This window comes from Mucilaginibacter jinjuensis (assembly GCF_028596025.1).
GTDB classification, from domain to species: Bacteria; Bacteroidota; Bacteroidia; order Sphingobacteriales; family Sphingobacteriaceae; genus Mucilaginibacter; species Mucilaginibacter jinjuensis.
This window is the reverse complement of the sequence record NZ_CP117167.1, coordinates 2,685,073-2,702,990: the sequence shown is the minus strand read 5'-3', so window position 1 is coordinate 2,702,990 and position 17,918 is coordinate 2,685,073. Positions and strand designations below refer to the sequence as shown.

Here is a 17,918-nt window from a genome sequence, read left to right as displayed (position 1 = left end):
ATGTATTAAACCATTTAAAATAAGGCACTTAATTAAAAAATCGAATCTAATATGCGTTCGGATATGATACAGTGATTGTTCGGTTATAGCATATTGCCATAGCTTAAAACGCTTCCCGCATGTTTAGATAAATGCCAGAGAAACCATGCCCTATACCGTAATCGGCAGTGATATTGGTTCGGTCGTTTTTATTCATTTTAATGCGGAGCCCAAAGCCGCCGCCGGGTGCTATGGTGTTAAACAGGTTTTGACTGGTGAGCGGCAGCGGGTTACTGGCCGTGGTACAATCTAAAAAGGTAACGCCTCCTAGCAGGCCATTGCGGGTAAGCCGGAAACGAAATTCGGATTCGGCATAAAACATATTATTTCCCCTGAACCTGCCCTGGATATACCCCCTGCCCGACCGGTTATAGGTATCCCAGGTAATGGATGGCAGTTCTAAATAAGGCACATGGCCCGATATTACATTGATACCCCAAAACCAAAATGCAATAAGGTTTTGAGGGATAGCTTTGTTTACATTAACATAAGTGCGGTACTCGTAATAAAGCACAGAACTGCTTTGCGAGCTGCCCAGAAATTTGGGATTTACCCGGTAGTAAGCGTTAAAGTAATAACCTTTATAGGGGTTTACCGGGTTGTCGCGACTATCGTGCATAATTTGGGCCGAGATGCCATTGGTGCCGTAGCTGGTTGTATTAAAGCCATAATATTTTGAGTAGGTATAGTGCGAAGTTATGTGTACGGGCGAATCTAATTTTAACGATTCATCCTGTATTTTAGAATTATAATCTATCATTACACCCGCACCGGCATACCAGTGATTATCATTGATCTTCCGCAAAAAAGTTTCATACAAGCGCAGGTAATTATATTTCAATGGTTGCGACAAATCACCTTTGGTGGTACCGCTAATTCCATTCCAGCTAAAACTGTAAGGTTGGCTGTGCAGGCCGTAGATACCCAGGCCGTAAGTGGGCTGCGTAAAAAACAATAAGCGGTTATCGCCCGATATGTACCATTTGTTTTTCGGGGTATAAAGATCATACCTCAGTGATAAAATAACCTGCTCTTTTGAGGTGACAGAAGCATTAAGTAAGGCAGTTGTAAGCCGGGTTGTTTGCGGATCGGCCAAATATTTGGTGATACTTGCCGTAGCCCCTATTATTCCTCCGTTTGCAGGGCTATAACCAATAACGGGCAAAATAGAAAGGTTCCGCTCGCCAGCTTTGGGAGTATCTACAACTTTAGGTGGCTTTTTGGTTATTTTTCTGAGCACATCAAAAATATCGATTTGTGCAGCCGGTTGTATAGATTCGGGTTTTACAACTTCCTTTTGCGCATAACCTTTATCCCCAATTATAATCAGAATGGCAAAAACCGTTGTAACAATACGCAACGGATTAAGAAACTTTTGAATGAAGTACATGCGCCGGGGATTAAGAAATAACTATGCGGAAATAAACCCTATTTCTGCAATTATTAAAGTTAGAGTGATCGGGCGCTTTAACGTAATTGTAAGGAACAATCTAAGTTCCATATTCCAAAATGCAACCAGAGGGCAGCTTATCCGGCAGTTGCCAAAAGTTGAAATAAACAAAAAGGGCAATTTTCTGATTGAAAATCGCCCTTCTGTTTATTTAGTATTCAATTAGCTTTTCAGTAAAGCAAAATTTATGGTCTGCTGATTATTATCGGCCCCAGTTGTAATTGTAAATACACTTTGGGCTTTGTCTTGCTGATTAAGTTCGGCGGCATGTAACAGTAAAAAATAGCCTGCTGTTCTAACATAAAAATCCTGGGTGCCAATTAAACTCAGCTCATTATTAAAAATGTTTTTAAAAGCGGTATACGATGCCTGGGTATCAATTGCGTGTTTCAAGTCTGTAAAGCCCTGGATATATTGTTTTAATGCATTAAGCATGTTATTATCCATGTTAATAATATTAGCGTAGGTGCCGGGCCAGTTTCCTCCTTCCCAATTAGCCAGATTATTATAGGTGTTTCCTAATGTTTGGATCGTATTCTTAGCTGTTCCGGCAAAATCAGTTTGAGGGTCATTTTCATAATTATCAAAATAAAACTGCCACAGCTGTTTATAAATGGCTACACGATCTGTAACAGATGTACGCCCTGCCTGATTCTCTTAAGGCAACGCAGCGCTCATCGCTTTGGTTAGGTAAGGGATATTGTTTACCCAACCGGTAGTGGCTATTTTTTCGATAAGCGGCTTCATCAAAGCCGGTAAAAACGTAAGTTTATTTTCTATTGTAGCCGGCTGATTAAGGATAGAACTTGTGCCGGTTGTGTATTTGACGGTCAGCGCTCCGAGATCGCTCTGCTGAACGGCATCCCACACCACAGCAAAATCAAAGTAGGTATTTAATTCGTCCGCATTAACACCGTTATTTTTTAAAGCAGTGCTCAGCAAAAATGTAAAATCAAACTGATCAAGTGTCGATGCTCCGTAAGCAGGCATTTGGCCATTTATCTGGCTCAGCCACGAGCCCGAGCCATTGCCGAACACCCATTTATATTGCTGCGTTCCCTCGGTGCTAACTTGTTGTGCGCCTGCAAAATTTTCGTTAACTACATTCTCAAGCGTAAATATATCCTGCCCCAGCAGCGTAAAGCTAAACACAGTTAACCCCAACCCCCAGGTGCTGGTAATGGTCAAAGTTTTCTGGTTTAAATAACTATTCAATTGATAAGGGATAACTCCGCCGCGCATATCGCTCAGTAATTGGGTAATATCGAAACGCAGTAGTTTATCGTGATAATTCAACAAATCGGTGGTGGCTATATTTACCGAGAGTACATCTTTCTCCAGGTCAATACGCTTATACTCATAGCTAAAGTTCAATTTAACGGTTGCTGTTGCAACGTCACCAATCAGGTTTGGCACGTACTGTTCTATAGCGTTTACTTTGGCAATGAGCTGGTCTATAGCATCAGCAACGCCTCCCAGATTGTAACGGGCAATCAGGCCGTTTACCAGTTCGTTCTGGGTAGCAATTGCAATTCCGCTTTTTACATTAGCCAAAGCCGTGTTAACATCCGTAATGGAATTGCCGAACACCGATTGGATCAACTGATTATAAATCGCTGTCAGCTGTGTTTTGGCTGCATCGCTATCTTTAAATGAAATATCTATACCTGCCGATGCCGTGGTATCCGTACTTACAGATTTGGTCTTTTTAACCGATAACAGGCATTGGTTACCGGCCAGCTTTTTTATAACCAGGGCAAAGGCATCGGTTACTTCTACTATAAACTCTACTGATACAGAAGGGCTCAGGCTCAGGTCGAGTGTAACCGGTGTGGGTAAATATTCGCCCAGCACACTCAGGCTTTGCGAAAATATGTTAGACCAGCTCACTTTCAGGTCACTCTTTAACGAGCCGTTTACACTAAAAGTAAGCGCATCGCCCTCGGCCAGGCTGGTAATATCATCTGGTATAAATACGGTTTTAATCGCTTTAATATCGCCCACAAATGCGGTATTCATCGCGTCGCCGTTATTGTGTTGTTTGTAATAGGCTGCAGCAGCGTTGCCACTTACACTCAGTTTTTCATCAAAACCAATACTTGCAATCGGGATATTTACACCTGCAGTAGCACTTACTGTAATACCGGCTGCATACTTAAGATAAGCATCAGTGGCTGTATCAGGCGCTATAATGGCATCTTGAGTACCAATTACACCATCGGGGTCGTTATCTGTGGCCTGGTTAAACAACATTACATCAAGCTCGGCGCTGGCATTAATGTTAAAAGTAACATCGGGCAAAGTAAAAGGCAATGCTTTTTCTGCCGAAAGCTTTACAGGGTTCGGGTCATTATCCCCGCCTGTCATTAATGTTGTATCCTTTAGTTGTTTAGTGCTCAACAACGATCCCGCTGCTGCAAACACCTGTGATAAATCGGCCATGGTGATTAAGGGTTTTGAAGTATTTTTAATAATTGGGGTTTACTAATCACTTGCAAATTAATGGTTTAATATTTTAAAACCGACCGTCAAAACACGGTATTTAAAGATTTAATGCTGGGTTAATATGAATAGTAATAAATAACAAAAACGCTAAAAAATTTAGCATTTTATTTATATTTGAAAAAAAATTGAATATATAAAATGGCAACTCTTAGCAACCTGAAAAGCGAAGCCAAGGCTTTTATAAAGCGAAAAACCGGCCCGGACGAGGTGATCAGGATCTTACCCGAAACAGCGCCCGGAAACGCATCACCACGGTATGTTTTGTATACTGCTTTTGATGAAAACCCCGATTGCCTGGGTAAGATATTATTTGACGAAAAGGGCTATTGGATTTACGATGGAGAAATACTTTCGGTAGAAGAGCAGGAACAAATTGCCAGGTTCATTATCAATTATGTTGAACCGCTGTAGGGACTGAAATCCTATAGGGAAATTTATAATTGAGCTTATCAAACTGATAATTATCCGGGGCAAACAATTTTAAATTATCTGGCATACGGAGGTTTACTGTATTTCGGGAACTTGTTAGCAACAATACCTTTCCGGATAAAAACTGTTGTGTTACCGGAGCCTGCTCATTGAAAGATCGAACAGGGATATTTTGCGGTAACCCGGATGGCCCCATACTTACCTGGCCAAAATGCCAGCCCGATTTAATACCCACTTTAAAGTTGAAAGCTTCTTCGGTACAAGTGAGCTGCCTTGGCGTGCCTCCTACCTGGGCATGCACACTGACTGCCAGCAGTAATATAATCGCACTTAAAAATAGCTTTTTCATATCGCCTTAATGTATATACGTTAAAAACCCGCTATAGTTGTTTTGCCGGATATAATTTTGATTAGACGTGTTTCAATCTTTAAAACCACTTCGATTATACCCCTTATTAAAGTTAGAAGTGGTAGCACTGTCATTGCATTCCCCTAAATTAGGGGAACACTAAGCCATTGCAATTTGCAAAAGCATTAATAAGGGGTATTATTTAGCTGATCAGATTTACAGCTTACATGCAACCGGCAATAATCAGCTGTTTTTAATACGCTCCCGATGGCCTTTCCCCCATTTAATCATTTCGAGGATAATATCGCCAAACGAGCGGCAATAGTCAGACGCTGTATACTCAACCATTACCGGGCTTGTTGGCGTAACCGTGCGCACAATGAGGTGGTTGGCTTCCATTTCTTTTAGCTCGCGCGAAAGCATCCTGGTGGTAATACCGGGAATACTGCGTTCAATCTCCCTGAAACGCCTATTGCCATTACATATCGAGTTAATAATAGGCAGTTTCCATTTACCGCCAATTACATAAATGGTGTCTTGCAGTGCCTGCACTTCCTCTTTTTGATTGCGTGGATTAGCAAGCACTTCTTTTACAAGCTCAAGTCTTTTATCGTCTTCCATACTGGTATACTCTGTGATACTGGTTACAAAATTATACCATTTGCAATATACATTTGCACAGAATTTAAAAAAAGACAAGAAATGGAAACATTAAAAGGTAAAATAGCCCTGGTAACAGGCGGAAACAGTGGCATTGGCTATGCTGCTGCTAAAGAATTAAAAGCACAGGGTGCAGAGGTAATTATTACCGGCAGAAGAAAGGAAGCAATTGATAAAGCCGCTGCCGAACTTGGCGTAACGGGCATGATTGCCGATCAGGGACAGGTTTCAGCCATTGAAGAGCTGGCAGCGCAGGTTAAAGATCAATATGGTAAAATTGATATCCTGTTCATTAATGCCGGTGTGCTTGAATTGACTACCATTGAAAACGCAACCGAAGCGGCCTTTGATAACGTAATTGGCGTAAATTTTAAAGGCGCTTACTTTACGCTAAGCAAACTTATCCCGTTGTTGAATGATGGCGCTTCGGTAGTTTTTCTGTCCTCGAACACGGCAAGTACCAGCGGTGCAAATTCTTCGATCTACTCATCGAGCAAAGCGGCACTTAACAGTATCATGAAAATTGCTGCAGTAGAACTGGCTCCGCGCAAAATCCGGGTGAATAGCGTTAGCCCAGGGCCGATCAAAACGGAGATCATGAATAAGGTTGGGTTCGACGAACAGCAACTGAAAGATGTTACCGAATGGATGATTGGTAGAATACCATTGAGACAAATAGGTAAAGCCGAAGATGTGGGCAAAATGGTAGCCTATTTCTGCGGCGAAGCTGCCAGCTTTATTACCGGTGCCGAGATTATAATGGACGGGGGCATGAGCCTAAAGGCTTAATATTGGAGATTTTAATTTAAAAGCGTGGCTATTTCAGTTGGTTGAAATAGCCACGCTTTACTGTTTAAGGCAAACCATCGCCTCTATATTTTGTTGAAAACAAATAAACTTATAATTAATTTATCATGCCCTGGTATAACGGAGATTACCCGCCATCCTACAAAAACCAACCGAAGAAGCTTCGGGATAAGGCGGTAGAAATTGCCAATGAGGTTTTAAAAACAACCGGTAATGAAGGTGAAGCCATAGCAACCGGTTTAAAACAAGCGCGTGCGCATTTTGCCAAAGAGAAAGAGAAGGATAAACAATAAGCTAAGCCATGCATTATAATTTAAAACGCTTTACAGAGGCCCAGGAGAGAGATTACGAACTTGCCCTGGCTGAAATTAAAAACGGACGAAAGCAAAGCCATTGGATCTGGTATATCTTTCCGCAGATAAAGGGTTTGGGCTCCAGCGATATATCAAAGTTTTATGCCATTAACCGCATTGAAGAGGCTGAAGCTTATTTGAAAGATCCTGTATTGGGAAACAGACTGATAGAGATTAGCCAGGAGTTGCTGAACCTGCCCGATGATAATGCAACTGATATTTTTGGTACGCCCGATGATCTTAAACTAAGATCATCTATGACATTATTTGCCTCGGTGCCCGGTTCACCTGAAGTATTTCAAAATGTATTAGACAAATTTTTTGATGGTGTGAAGGACGATAAAACAGTTCAGATCTTGAGTGAGATATAATCCGCTTATTCCTGTTCTTCTACAAAATCTTTTAACAATAACAGGTTATTCATGGATGCGCCCATCGTGTTGTTGAAATAAGTATAAACTGTTTTATCCTCCTGCCATTCTTTAACGTAGCTGGCGTATTCGGCAAGCACATCGTCTGGGTAACTGCCCCTATAACCTCCGTTGGGGCCGTGGAAACGGAGGTATACAAAATCATCAGCGGTGGTTAATAAAGGCGAAGCAGAGGCAGGCAGATCGTGTATTACCATACCTGCATTGTAGCTACTCAACAGCTCATAAATCCCCTCGTCATACCATGATTTATGCCGAAACTCTACCGCAATTTTCCACTGCTGATTTTCATTGGCTTCTCTAATCGTATCTATCAATAACTGCAACTGCCTGTGCTGCGCGATAGTTATACTTGGTGGGAATTGAACCAGCAAACACCCCTGCTTTGAACCCACAGCACCGATGATCTCCATAAATTTAAAAACATCATCGGGGTTAAAGGCCAGCCCTTTGTTGTGGGTAATGCCCTGCCATAGTTTGAAGGTGAATTTAAAATTATCCGATACTTCGGCAGCCCATTTACTCAGCGTTTTGGCTACCGGTATTTTATAAAATGAGCTGTTGATCTCAATACTGTTAAACAGCGAAGCGTAAAATGTCAACCGGCTTTTATCGGCAAATTCTGGTGGGAAATCACGTTTAGGGATGGGGGTTTGCAGCCCACTAATGCCTCCATAAAAAGTTTTTAGCTGAGGCATTATTTACCGAATATGCTTTGTGCCTTCTTAATCGTTTTTTCCAGATCGATCCCCTTGCCTAAAACACCTTTAAACAGGTCGCCGGTTTCTTTCAGGCGGTCTATGGTATTAAATATAGTAAAGTCTTTCATGGTTAAACCTGGCTTAACCTCGTCCCAGCTTACCGGCATCGATACCGTTGCACCGGGCTTAGGCCGCAGCGAATATGGACCAGCAATGGTAGCGCCGGGGCGGTTTTGCAAAAAATCGAGGTACATTTTACCTTTACGGTTGGCAACCATTCGCTCCAGGCTGGTGTAATCAGGGATTTGCTTATGCACAATCCCTACAATGATGCGGGCAAAAAGCTGTGATTGATCGTAAGTATATTTGGACTCCAACGGTATGTAAATATGCATCCCGGTTGAGCCTGAGGTTTTGGGGAAACACGGCACATCAATAGCATCCAGCACCTTGCGTACTTCCTGCGCTGCTTCAATCACCTGGTCAAAAGTATTCTTGTCCGGGTCAAGGTCAATCACGCAATAGTCGGGGTTATCCGGCGATTGCACGCGGCTAAACCAGGGGTTCATTTCAATGCAGCCAAGCGATGCCATCCAAAGTAAATAAGATTCATCCGAGCCTACCAAATATTCCTTGTGTTCCCCATCACTGGTGGTGTACGGAAAAGTTTTGGTCACCCAGTCGGGCGCTTTACCTTTTATATCTTTCTGGTAAAAACTCGATCCGTGTATCCCATTCGGAAAACGGTTGAGCGACATCGGGCGATCCTTCAGATAAGGCAAAATATAATCAGCCACCTGGTAATAATAGTTAAACATATCGCGCTTGGTAACGCCATCTTCGGGCCAGTAAACCTTACTTAAATGAGTAAATTTTAAATCGTGCCCGCAAATCTTTCTAACCTGCGTTTCTTCGGTCGGGTTAAGCAGTGTTCTTCGCTCCATTTCTTTGGGTGGTTTAATGGCTTTGGCATGTTTGCTTTCGGATTGTTGTTCAACTTCGGTAACGGCTTCGGCTGTTTCTTCCGGTCGCTCCAGTACAACGTCCTTCGCTTTCTTATCTATCCGCATACCCTGGAAAGATGCCTGGCGAAAAACACCATCACTGGTAACCTCGGCAAAAGCCACCTCTCCTACCAGTTCCGGTTTAAGCCAGGTAGGTTTAGCCCCCATCCTTTGCGGGCGGAAACGTGAGGGCTTATCTACATCCGGAATAACATCAAACGGGCTCTCATCGGTAATGAGGGGCTTAAATTGCTCCATCATTTCTTTCTGTAGTTTATCAGAAAAACCCGTACCTACCTTACCCACGTACTTAAGTTCGCCCTGATCGTAAACGCCCATAATCAATGCACTAAATGCCTTGCTGGTACCTGCATTTTTGGTAAAACCGGCAATAATTACTTCCTGGCGTTTGTGCGCTTTGATCTTCAGCCAATCCTTAGAGCGCAAGTCTGAAGTATAAGTGCTACTGGCTTTTTTGGCTATGATACCCTCCAACCCCATCTTTTCAGCGGCATTAAAAAACTCGGTACCGCTTGCCCGAAATACCTGACTGATGCGGATCCGGTCATCATCTGTTGGGATTACCTGTTGCAGGATAGCCTGCCGTTCCGTCAGTGCCAGCTCCATCAGGTTTTTGCCTTCGTACCACAGTATATCGAATACGTAAAAAACGAGTTCGCCATCAGCTTCACTTCGCCAGTTTTGCAATGCGCCGAAATCTGAAATGCCTTTATCGTTTAATACCAGTATCTCGCCATCAACAACAGCGTTAAATTTCCATTTTTTAAGCAGGTTATGGATAGGATAAAATCGCTCATTGAATGGGATATTATTGCGGGAAATCAATTCGGCATCATCATTATTAATTACTCCAACAGCCCGGTAACCATCCCATTTCACTTCATAAACCCAATCGGGGTCATCAAAAGGCTCATCAACCAATGTGGCTTTCATTGGCTTAACACCAGTTGGAATTTTGGATTTGGGTGCTTTTTTAAGAAGGGCTTCTACATCAACTTCATCCGTATCATTGTCCTCATTTTCATCAGCAATCAGTACTTCGGGTTTAGTTGGGGCTTTTTTTTTACTTTTCTTATCAGCTTTCTCTACCTCTTCTTCATGTCCGTGCTGCCAAACTTTTTCGCCTGTTTTTTCCATTTGCGGGATGGTTTTGCCTGAAAGCACCGATTTATCTTTCTTAGTAATATCCTTATCGCTGGCAAACTCATCGTTATGTTTAATCAGCAGCCAGGCGTTTTCGCCCATGCCGTGGGTTTTCACTAAAGCAAATTCGCCGTCCAGTTTTTCGCCATGTAGTTTTATTTTGAGCGAACCCGATGCAAGTTGTTTAAGCAAATGCTTTTCCTGTGCTTTTTTACCCTTAATTTCTTCTATCGGCTCATATGTACCCTGATCCCATACAATTACGGTACCCCCGCCGTATTCACCTTGCGGGATAATGCCCTCAAAATTGCGGTAATCAAACGGGTGGTCTTCCACCATCATGGCCAGGTGCTTCTCTTTGGGGTTGAGTGAAGGGCCTTTAGGCACCGCCCAGCTTTTTAATACGCCATCCATCTCCAGCCTAAAATCATAATGCAGCCTGCTTGCATCATGTTTCTGGATCACAAACATCAAATGATCTTTATCCTTACTTCTTCCGGCTTTGGGTTCCGCGGTCTTGGTAAAGTCCCGTTTCTCGGCATATTTTTCCAGGCTCATAGCTAATTATTTTTTGAGATGTTTGCCAACTGCTTTGGCCGAATTGCCAACTGCTTTAACTGCTGTTTTTAGTTGCTCTGCACTCACACCAAACTTTTTAGACCAATATTGAACTTCATAATCCTCACTCACGTTGATTAGATCGCTGTCCGGGCTACCGGTTTTTGCCTTATTGTCCATCTTAATTTATAATTGATTTATTATCACCTAACAACACAATCAAGTGTTGGTTTGCCGTGCGGTAGAAAGAAATAAGCCCCGAACTAATTTTTGATGCCTGGCATTTTTTAACCCTGAAAGCTTTATGGACGATTTCGTCCCTGTTTCTGTTTCACTTTTCGATATGGAACGCGTTTATGGTTCAATTTCTCCCGTTGATAGTGAAGCGGATTTAACTTTACAGCTATTCCCGAATAACCACTCACTTAAACAATCATATAAATGGATCACAATAAGGATTATGCGTTTGCTTCCGGCGGAATAATCTGGAAAATTATTGATCGCCCTAAGTTTGAGGCTCAAAGTTTAAGGTATAAAATACTTTTAGTTTTTGCGCTGATGATGTTGTGCTGGTTGCCAATCGCACTGCTTTCCTTGTCCACATTGGGTTTGCAGAAGTTTTATCTCCTCTTTATTCGCGATATTTCTACACATGTGCGTTTTTTACTGGTACTCCCCATTTTTCTTTTTGCGCGGCGTTCCATTAATAATAGCTTCAATCACGCGGTATCTTTTTTCTACGAGACCAAAATAGTGGACGATACCAATAGCAATGAATTTGAACGGCTAATCAACAAGATTGAGAAACTGAAAACTTCCGGTTTTGTAGACTTTTTAATTATCCTGCTGGTTTACCTCTTATTTTTTGTCCAGGAACGAAGCAGGGTTAACAACGTTGCTAATTATGCCCCCTGGCATTTGTTAAACAACCATATAAGCCCAGCCGGCTGGTGGTACCTGCTGGTAAGTTTACCTATATTCCAGATGCTGCTTTACCGTTGGATCTATACCATTTTTTTGTGGATCTATTTTTTAAGCTCGATTTCCAAAATCCATCTTAACCTGTCATCGCTTCACCCGGATGGTGTAGCTGGGCTTGGTTTTTTGCGATACACACAGCTTAGTTTCTTCCCGGTAGCCCTCGCCCTTTCGGCACTTACCGCAGGTATTACAAATAACCTGATCATTTTTTCGGGGATCTCCCTTACCGATTATAAAATAGCGCTTGGTACTGTTTTAGCGCTGTCAATATTGCTGTTTATTTTACCGCTGTTACTCCTCCTGCCTTTATTAGCCAAAGTAAAACGGAAGTATTTTATGCAGTACAGTTCAGAATCGTGGCCTATTGCACGGGCATACGAAAAGGAACTTGATGCCTTTTATAAAACCGGAGAAGACAAACCTGATGCCTCATGGCATGTTGACCTGATTGGAAGTTTTGAACAAACACAGCAAATGAAAATAAGCCTTGTAGATAAAAGCATTTTACTTGCTTTTATAGCGGCTATTATTATTCCATTTTTGCCCGTAGTAGCGCAGCAAATACCATTGAAACAAGTATTTTTTGATGTTGTAAGCAAGGTTTTGGGATAGGCATAATTGATTTATTGACCAAACCAGTAATCCTAATCTTTCTTAAAAAGGCCTAAAATTCGGGCGACTGATCAACGGTGAAAACGACCAGGGGATTGAGCTTAAAATAATAAGCAAAGCTATTGTGAACCAAATAGCCATTGTTTTAAACCGTTCAACATCCGTTGTTTTGCGTTTGGCTCTGGCAGAGCCAATTGTAATGACGGTTATCCCTATCAGCATCATGGTAACGTGCTCCATGCCGAAAAACCGGACTGCACGTTCATGCACAGCAACACTAAAATGGTGTAAAAAATAACCCGCTATAGGGCTAATAATATAAAGCCAAATACCCAATACCAATTGGATATGAGCTATTGTAGCCGTTATATGCCTTACAGCATTATCGAACCTTAAATAAGGTTTGTGAAGCAGCCAGCCGCGATAAGCAAGAACTATAGCAAAAATAAGGCTGCTTAATACTAACCAACGCGTTAGTGAATGTAAGGCTAATAAGGTTGTGTACATATTAAGGAGACGATTGTGCCGCTAAGATATTTTAACTGATGCAAATAAAAAAGGCACCACATTGTGGTGCCTTTAAAACTTATTGAGGTTAAAGCCTCAAAACGATTTGTAATTAAGCAATATCAAACCTATCAAGGTTCATCACTTTAGTCCATGCTTTTACAAAGTCGCTCACAAATTTCTCCTGCAAATCTGAGCTTGCATATACCTCGGCAACAGCTCTTAATTCGGAGTTAGAACCGAATACCAGATCGGCACGGGTAGCAGTCCATTTTACTTCGCCGGTAGCGCGGCTGGTACCTTCATAAATTTCCTGTTCATCTGATACGGCCTTCCAGGCAGTGCCCATATCGAGCAGGTTAACAAAGAAATCATTGGTCAATACACCAGGGCGCGAAGTAAATACGCCGTGCTGCGAACCATCGAAATTTGTACCCAATACACGCAAGCCACCTAATAATACAGTTAACTCTGGTGCTGTAAGCGTAAGCAGATGTGCCTTATCTATTAATAAAGCTTCGGTAGATACAGCATGCTTTGTTTTACGGTAATTGCGGAAACCATCAGCAAGCGGCTCCAGATAGTCGAATGATTCTACATCGGTTTGTTCCTGCGATGCATCCATACGGCCTGCTGTAAAAGGCACTGTGATGTTATGCCCGGCATCCTGAGCTGCTTTTTCAACAACTGCACTACCTGCCAGAACGATTAAATCGGCCAGTGAAACTTTTTTACCATCGGTTTGCGCTCCGTTAAATTCATTTTGAATCCCTTCAAGTACATTCAATATTTTATGTAATGACACAGGATTATTTACCTGCCAGTATCTTTGCGGAGCTAAGCGGATACGTGCACCATTGGCACCACCACGCTTATCTGAACCACGGAATGTTGAAGCCGAAGCCCAGGCCGTAGAAACCAGCTCAGACACGCTTAAACCTGATTGCAAAATTTTAGCTTTCAGTCCGGCAATATCATTTTCGCTTACCAATGCATGGTTAACTGCAGGGATAGGATCTTGCCATAACAGTTCTTCCTGCGGTACATCCGGGCCCAGGTAACGCTCACGCGGACCCATATCACGGTGTGTTAGTTTATACCAAGCACGTGCAAAAGCATCAGAAAATGCTTCATGATCTTCTAAAAAGCGTCTTGATATTTTTTCGTATTCCGGGTCAAACCTTAAGGCAAGATCGGTAGTCAGCATCGTTGGTTTATGCTTTTTAGAGCCATCATAGGCATCCGGGATAATATCGCCTGCGTCTTTAGCTACCCATTGGTGAGCACCCGCCGGGCTTTTGGTTAATTCCCATTCAAAGCCAAACAGGTTTTCAAAAAAGTTATTGCTCCATTGAGTAGGTGTTGTAGTCCAGGTTACTTCCAAACCGCTGGTAATGGTATCAGCTCCTTTACCTGCACCATAGCTGTTGCTCCAGCCAAAGCCCTGTAATTCAATACCAGACGCTTCAGGTTCTTTGCCCACATTATCGGCAGAGGCCGCACCGTGGGTTTTACCAAAGCTATGGCCACCGGCTATTAAAGCAACGGTTTCTTCATCATTCATCGCCATGCGGCCAAATGTATCACGGATATCTTTGGCTGACATCACAGGATCGGGGTTACCATCCGGGCCTTCTGGATTTACATAAATTAAGCCCATTTGCACAGCAGCCAACGGTTTCTCCAGGTTACGGCTGTGGATATCGCCATCAGCATCATCGTCTGATACCAATACACCATGACCTTCAACCACACCCGGGTCGCCATGCGCATAACGGATATCGCCGCCCAGCCAGGTGGTTTCAGAACCCCAGTATACAGATTCGTCTGCTTCCCAGGCATCAACACGACCACCTGCGAAACCAAAAGTTTTAAAACCCATTGATTCGAGGGCGATGTTGCCGGTAAGTATTATTAAATCGGCCCATGAAATTTTGCGACCATATTTTTGTTTGATAGGCCAAAGCAAGCGACGTGCTTTATCAAGGCTTACGTTATCCGGCCAGCTGTTAAGGGGCGCAAAACGCTGCAAACCGGCCCCTGCCCCACCACGACCATCGGTAACGCGATAAGTACCGGCACTGTGCCATGCCATACGTACAAATAAACCACCGTAATGGCCAAAATCGGCAGGCCACCAGTCCTGCGAATCGGTCATTAATGCATGAAGGTCTTGTTTTACTGCTTCCAGATCGAGGCTTTTAAAAGCTTCCGCGTAGTTAAAATCTTCACCCAACGGGTTTGATAATGCAGAATGCTGGCGAAGGATGTTCAGCTTTAACTGATTTGGCCACCAATCGTGGTTCCGGGTGCCGCCACCGCCAACATTTTGCTTCAAATCGCCATTAAAGAATGGGCATTTACTGATGTCATTTGATCCGTTTTCCATATTTTATAGGTTTATATTTTAAATCACCTTAAGTGTTTTATTGATATAAAATTACGGCATTGGATATAACAATCACAATCATTTAATTCTATACCGAATAACTAAAAACTATAGGATGACATTTGAAATATAGATATTGCAAATCAAATCTTTGTTAAGATGATTTTAAATAACATAGTTTTTTTATTACTTCTCCTGATGCGCCTTTATTAATGCCAGAAAACCTTTACCGGCAGCCCTGTTAGCCGCATGCAGCTGTGTAAAGCTGAGCGGCGTAAGGGTAATACGATCTTTATCATAAACAGCTACTTCGCCTTTTTGCATGGCGGTTTCAAATAACACAAACAAGGTTACACGGTCATCATCTTCTTCAACCACAAAAGCGGGGCTGTATTTACCTTTTTCTTTAACATAGAGTAGTACCGGCCGCCAGGTGGTTTCGGCATCTTCGAGGTCGAGCGTGTCAGCAGCCAGTAATTTGAGTTGGTTTAGCGAGGGTACAAACTTTAATATAATATCCTCAACCTGCTCGCGGATGGTGGCCACTACAGCAATACGCATCAGCAGGCCCAAAAACAAAATAATGAGGATGATGAGTATAATAGCAAATATGGTGAGTGTGAGCTCGCCCAAAACGTGCGCTACGCCAATTTTATGCGCCACCGGGGCTATAATTTTGGTAAATACGCCAACAATTTTTGCAAACACATACAATACAATGGCAAGCGGTATGGCAAGTGCCAGGCCGCGCCCTAAAGCTTTTTTAAATGCGTTTAACATAATGTATTGGGTTATAAATAATGTGGTAAGCTATTAATTGTTATTGTTTTGTTTCGGGGAATTAAGGGCCCGGATATTAACAGGTAATAAATTCTTGAGGTTATGAATCAAATTTAATTAATGGAATATGTGCTACTACATGATACCGAACTCCTGATGTTGCAATTTTAAAAATGGAACAAAATTATAATCAAAAGTTTCGGTTAATGATTGGTACAGAAAACAAACACCATCACATCAAAAAAAACACCTGCAAGTTAATAACCTGAAGGTGTTTGATTTTTTCGAAAAATGAAGGGAATAATATTAATTTCCGGCTTCTACCGGCGCTTTATAATTTTTATGGATGCGGCCTTTCAGCACATCTTCCCAGTCTATTAATGGGTAAATGTTGTTCTTTTTGGCCTGATCATCAAACAAAGCTTTTAGCTCGTTTAACTTCTCGGGATATTTTGCGGCAACATTTACGCGCTCGTTAAAATCGGTACGTAAATCGTACAGTTCCCAAACATCATTATCGAAGTTATTGCCACCTGCCGGTGCAGTGTAAGTTGTTTGTTTGGTGAGATCATTAAAATCAGGATGGTGGTATACCTCTGCCTTCCAGCCATCTTTATAGATAGACCGTGAACCGAAAATATAATAATATTGTGTTGTATGTTTTGATGGCGCGGCTGAATTATCAAACGAATAAACCAATGACGTACCCTGTAGTGTATCCTGCTTTATGCCTCTAATATATTCCGGATTTTTGATCCCCAGAAATTCTAAAGTAGTTGGCAAAATATCATTCACATGGCCGTATTGTGTACGGATACTACCACCGTCTTTAATCGTTTTAGGATAGTAAACAATCAATGGATTGCGTGTACCACCTTCAGAATTGGCATCCTGTTTCCAGTATTTAAACGGCGTATTGGCTGCCTGTGCCCAGCCTAAAGGATAATTGGCCTGCGTACCTTCGGGTGCACCAATCTCCCCTATTTTTTCGAGGTTATGTTTGATGTTTTCTTCCTGTGTAGATGATTGCAGGAATACCTGGCGGTCGATATCGCCATTCAAAGTCCCTTCTTTACTGGCGCCGTTATCACCTATAATTACAAATATTAACGTGTTATCCAACTGGTGACTTGTTTTCAGGTAATCAACCAAACGGCCAACCTCGTGGTCTGCATAGGTTAGGTAACCAGCATAAACTTCCATAAAACGGGCGTACAATTTCTTTTCATCCGCAGGTAGCTTATTCCATGCTGTTACGTTGGGGTTACGAGCCGGCAATACCGCATTAGCCGGGATAATGCCCAATTTTTTCTGCCTGGCAAATACCTTTTCACGAAACTCATCCCAACCACCATCAAACTGGCCTTTGTACTGGTCGCTCCACTCAGTAGCCACCTGGTGCGGGGCATGGGTTGCAGCTGGTGCATAGTATAAAAAGAAAGGCTTATCGGGCGCTACTTTACGATGTTTGGTGAGGTAGCCAATCGCTTTATCAGTGATCTGCTCCTCCAAATGGCGGCCATCAGGTGTTACGTGCTGGTTATCCTCAACCAGATCTGGTTTGTATTGATCTGTCTGCGAACCCAGGAAACCAAAGAAATGATCGAAACCCTTACCCAGTGGCCAGCGATCAAACGGACCGGCATCTGTAGCATCTTCATCAGGTGTTAAACCATACTTACCGGCAGCAAAGGTGCTGTAGCCATTCTCGCGCAGAATTTCGGCAACTGTACCTTTATCAGATGGGATCCGCCCATCCCAACCCGGGAAACCAGCCGACATCGCCGTATGGGCAAAACCGCCCATGTGTACATAGTGATGGTTTCTGCCCGTTAACAACGCAGCACGGGTTGGCGCGCAAATACCAGCCGTATGGAAATTGGTATAACGCAAACCCTGACTGGCCAGCGTATCAAAAACAGGCGTTTTAATGATGCCGCCAAAGGTAGATGACGCACCAAAACCAACATCATCCAATATAATCCAGACAACGTTTGGGGCTCCTTTGGGTGCTTTAACGGGCGTGGTCCAGGCTTCTTTGGAGTCGCCGAGGGTTTTGCCAATCTGCCCCTTAAATGGCTCTTGTTGCTGCGTTACGTTTTGCGCAGATACATAGCCAATCGAAATTAACCCTGCCGTGAGCAGGGTTAACTTTCGTTTCGCATTTTGTGATAAATAATTCATTTTATGGTCGGTTGT

The 17,918-nt window shown here is 42.7% G+C and carries 17 protein-coding genes; 5 read left to right on the top strand and 12 right to left on the bottom strand.

What is annotated here, in order from left to right; translation table 11 throughout:
- Positions 1-103 precede the first annotated feature (103 nt).
- From PQO05_RS12240 to PQO05_RS12230, 3 genes are all read right to left on the bottom strand, one after another.
- Entirely contained in the window at positions 104-1,429 is a 1,326-nt protein-coding gene (locus PQO05_RS12240) for a BamA/TamA family outer membrane protein (RefSeq protein WP_273633201.1), read from the bottom strand.
- Positions 1,430-1,651: 222 nt separating this feature from the next.
- On the bottom strand, positions 1,652-1,936 hold the full coding sequence (locus PQO05_RS12235) for a hypothetical protein (protein WP_273633200.1): 285 nt from the start codon (positions 1,934-1,936) through the stop codon (positions 1,652-1,654).
- Positions 1,937-2,146: 210 nt separating this feature from the next.
- Complete coding sequence (locus PQO05_RS12230) at positions 2,147-3,931, bottom strand: hypothetical protein (RefSeq protein WP_273633199.1); 1,785 nt, start codon at positions 3,929-3,931, stop codon at positions 2,147-2,149.
- A 201-nt stretch (positions 3,932-4,132) separates the two neighbouring features.
- Here PQO05_RS12230 and PQO05_RS12225 point away from each other — a divergent pair, with 201 nt between their 5' ends.
- Complete coding sequence (locus PQO05_RS12225; protein WP_273633198.1) at positions 4,133-4,405, top strand: hypothetical protein; 273 nt, start codon at positions 4,133-4,135, stop codon at positions 4,403-4,405.
- On the opposite strand, the gene PQO05_RS12220 is transcribed toward PQO05_RS12225, so the two are convergent.
- Together PQO05_RS12220 and PQO05_RS12215 are read right to left on the bottom strand one after the other, a co-directional pair.
- Entirely contained in the window at positions 4,383-4,772 is a 390-nt protein-coding gene (locus tag PQO05_RS12220; RefSeq protein ID WP_273633197.1) for a hypothetical protein, read from the bottom strand. The two genes, PQO05_RS12225 and PQO05_RS12220, sit on opposite strands and share 23 nt — an antisense overlap.
- Before the next feature lie 243 nt (positions 4,773-5,015).
- Positions 5,016-5,393, bottom strand: a complete 378-nt coding sequence (locus PQO05_RS12215) for a winged helix-turn-helix transcriptional regulator (protein ID WP_273633196.1) — start codon at positions 5,391-5,393, stop codon at positions 5,016-5,018.
- A gap of 81 nt (positions 5,394-5,474) precedes the next feature.
- Here PQO05_RS12215 and PQO05_RS12210 point away from each other — a divergent pair, with 81 nt between their 5' ends.
- The 3 genes from PQO05_RS12210 to PQO05_RS12200 all read left to right on the top strand — a co-directional run bounded on the left by PQO05_RS12210 (position 5,475) and on the right by PQO05_RS12200 (position 6,963).
- On the top strand, positions 5,475-6,221 hold the full coding sequence (locus PQO05_RS12210; RefSeq protein WP_273633195.1) for an SDR family oxidoreductase: 747 nt from the start codon (positions 5,475-5,477) through the stop codon (positions 6,219-6,221).
- A 125-nt stretch (positions 6,222-6,346) separates the two neighbouring features.
- On the top strand, positions 6,347-6,532 hold the full coding sequence (locus PQO05_RS12205) for a DUF2188 domain-containing protein (RefSeq protein WP_273633194.1): 186 nt from the start codon (positions 6,347-6,349) through the stop codon (positions 6,530-6,532).
- Positions 6,533-6,540: 8 nt separating this feature from the next.
- The gene (locus PQO05_RS12200; RefSeq protein ID WP_273633193.1) at positions 6,541-6,963 is read left to right on the top strand and encodes a DUF1810 domain-containing protein; all 423 of its coding nucleotides are present in this window, start codon (positions 6,541-6,543) and stop codon (positions 6,961-6,963) included.
- 5 nt (positions 6,964-6,968) lie between these two features.
- Here the strand turns inward: PQO05_RS12200 and PQO05_RS12195 are convergent, their stop codons facing one another.
- From PQO05_RS12195 to PQO05_RS12185, 3 genes are read right to left on the bottom strand one after another with little or no spacing between them, the layout of a single operon-like run.
- A complete protein-coding gene (locus PQO05_RS12195; RefSeq protein ID WP_273633192.1) occupies positions 6,969-7,721 on the bottom strand; it encodes a DUF72 domain-containing protein in 753 nt (250 codons plus the stop codon).
- Positions 7,721-10,450, bottom strand: a complete 2,730-nt coding sequence (gene ligD, locus PQO05_RS12190; protein ID WP_273633191.1) for a DNA ligase D — start codon at positions 10,448-10,450, stop codon at positions 7,721-7,723. Before ligD ends, PQO05_RS12195 begins: the two co-directional genes overlap by 1 nt.
- 6 nt (positions 10,451-10,456) lie before the next feature.
- Positions 10,457-10,630, bottom strand: coding sequence for a DUF3606 domain-containing protein (locus PQO05_RS12185; protein WP_273633190.1), 174 nt, complete (start codon positions 10,628-10,630; stop codon positions 10,457-10,459).
- Positions 10,631-10,891: 261 nt separating this feature from the next.
- On the opposite strand from PQO05_RS12185, the gene PQO05_RS12180 reads away from it, so the two are divergent.
- The gene (locus PQO05_RS12180) at positions 10,892-12,043 is read left to right on the top strand and encodes a hypothetical protein (protein ID WP_273633189.1); all 1,152 of its coding nucleotides are present in this window, start codon (positions 10,892-10,894) and stop codon (positions 12,041-12,043) included.
- Positions 12,044-12,085: 42 nt separating this feature from the next.
- On the opposite strand, the gene PQO05_RS12175 is transcribed toward PQO05_RS12180, so the two are convergent.
- The 4 genes from PQO05_RS12175 to PQO05_RS12160 form a co-directional block, all read right to left on the bottom strand.
- Positions 12,086-12,550 (bottom strand): hypothetical protein, encoded by a 465-nt coding sequence (locus PQO05_RS12175; RefSeq protein WP_273633188.1) that lies wholly within the window; start codon positions 12,548-12,550, stop codon positions 12,086-12,088.
- 112 nt (positions 12,551-12,662) lie between these two features.
- The gene (gene katG / locus PQO05_RS12170; protein ID WP_273633187.1) at positions 12,663-14,939 is read right to left on the bottom strand and encodes a catalase/peroxidase HPI; all 2,277 of its coding nucleotides are present in this window, start codon (positions 14,937-14,939) and stop codon (positions 12,663-12,665) included.
- A 186-nt stretch (positions 14,940-15,125) separates the two neighbouring features.
- A complete protein-coding gene (locus tag PQO05_RS12165; protein ID WP_273633186.1) occupies positions 15,126-15,719 on the bottom strand; it encodes a hypothetical protein in 594 nt (197 codons plus the stop codon).
- 306 nt (positions 15,720-16,025) lie between these two features.
- The gene (locus tag PQO05_RS12160; protein ID WP_273633185.1) at positions 16,026-17,903 is read right to left on the bottom strand and encodes an arylsulfatase; all 1,878 of its coding nucleotides are present in this window, start codon (positions 17,901-17,903) and stop codon (positions 16,026-16,028) included.
- Positions 17,904-17,918: the final 15 nt, after the last annotated feature.

Coding starts and splice junctions, on each gene's coding strand:
- PQO05_RS12240 (WP_273633201.1), bottom strand. CDS start 1,429: ATGTACTTCATTCAAAAGTTTCTTAATCCGTTGCGTATTGTTACAACG.
- PQO05_RS12235 (WP_273633200.1), bottom strand. CDS start 1,936: ATGGATAATAACATGCTTAATGCATTAAAACAATATATCCAGGGCTTT.
- PQO05_RS12230 (WP_273633199.1), bottom strand. CDS start 3,931: ATGGCCGATTTATCACAGGTGTTTGCAGCAGCGGGATCGTTGTTGAGC.
- PQO05_RS12225 (WP_273633198.1), top strand. CDS start 4,133: ATGGCAACTCTTAGCAACCTGAAAAGCGAAGCCAAGGCTTTTATAAAG.
- PQO05_RS12220 (WP_273633197.1), bottom strand. CDS start 4,772: ATGAAAAAGCTATTTTTAAGTGCGATTATATTACTGCTGGCAGTCAGT.
- PQO05_RS12215 (WP_273633196.1), bottom strand. CDS start 5,393: ATGGAAGACGATAAAAGACTTGAGCTTGTAAAAGAAGTGCTTGCTAAT.
- PQO05_RS12210 (WP_273633195.1), top strand. CDS start 5,475: ATGGAAACATTAAAAGGTAAAATAGCCCTGGTAACAGGCGGAAACAGT.
- PQO05_RS12205 (WP_273633194.1), top strand. CDS start 6,347: ATGCCCTGGTATAACGGAGATTACCCGCCATCCTACAAAAACCAACCG.
- PQO05_RS12200 (WP_273633193.1), top strand. CDS start 6,541: ATGCATTATAATTTAAAACGCTTTACAGAGGCCCAGGAGAGAGATTAC.
- PQO05_RS12195 (WP_273633192.1), bottom strand. CDS start 7,721: ATGCCTCAGCTAAAAACTTTTTATGGAGGCATTAGTGGGCTGCAAACC.
- ligD (WP_273633191.1), bottom strand. CDS start 10,450: ATGAGCCTGGAAAAATATGCCGAGAAACGGGACTTTACCAAGACCGCG.
- PQO05_RS12185 (WP_273633190.1), bottom strand. CDS start 10,630: ATGGACAATAAGGCAAAAACCGGTAGCCCGGACAGCGATCTAATCAAC.
- PQO05_RS12180 (WP_273633189.1), top strand. CDS start 10,892: ATGGATCACAATAAGGATTATGCGTTTGCTTCCGGCGGAATAATCTGG.
- PQO05_RS12175 (WP_273633188.1), bottom strand. CDS start 12,550: ATGTACACAACCTTATTAGCCTTACATTCACTAACGCGTTGGTTAGTA.
- katG (WP_273633187.1), bottom strand. CDS start 14,939: ATGGAAAACGGATCAAATGACATCAGTAAATGCCCATTCTTTAATGGC.
- PQO05_RS12165 (WP_273633186.1), bottom strand. CDS start 15,719: ATGTTAAACGCATTTAAAAAAGCTTTAGGGCGCGGCCTGGCACTTGCC.
- PQO05_RS12160 (WP_273633185.1), bottom strand. CDS start 17,903: ATGAATTATTTATCACAAAATGCGAAACGAAAGTTAACCCTGCTCACG.